Genomic DNA, 410 nt, shown 5'->3' on the forward strand with positions numbered 1-410 from the left:
GTAAGGGATATCGTCGGCTCCTGTGCAGTATTGGGAACCAAATTCGCCTACCCAGAGAGGAACCTGCCAGGTCTCGGAAAACTGCCAGCCTTCCGTCTCCTTTATGTGGCGGATCAGTTGTTCGTAATCCCAGTAGCAGCCGGCCTCAACACGGTCGTTGTGAAGCATCTCATACTGGCCGGGATAAGCGCCGGGACCGAAGCTGGAGACAATATAGTCGTGGGAAGAGTATACCAGGTTATCGTCAAAGGGAGCCTCCAGACCGGAAAAATTATGGCCGTAGGAGTCGCCTTCTATGAAGATGATGTGGCGTTTGTCAATCTCTCTGATCCGGTCCACGGCTGTATGGATGACCCGGTTGAAGGTCTGATAGTCGGAAGTAAAGTTTTCGTACATATTGAAGGGATAAT

General features: G+C 51.2%; 1 protein-coding gene. It reads right to left on the minus strand.

The window, feature by feature from the left end; all coding sequences use genetic code 11:
- On the minus strand, positions 1 to 396 hold a 396-nt coding region (locus NE664_14795; protein ID MCQ4727903.1), incomplete at its 3' end, for a glycoside hydrolase family 5 protein.
- Positions 397 to 410: the final 14 nt, after the last annotated feature.

Origin of the sequence: Anaerotignum faecicola (genome assembly GCA_024460105.1) — a bacterium.
In the GTDB taxonomy this organism is placed as follows: Bacteria; Bacillota; Clostridia; order Lachnospirales; family Anaerotignaceae; genus JANFXS01.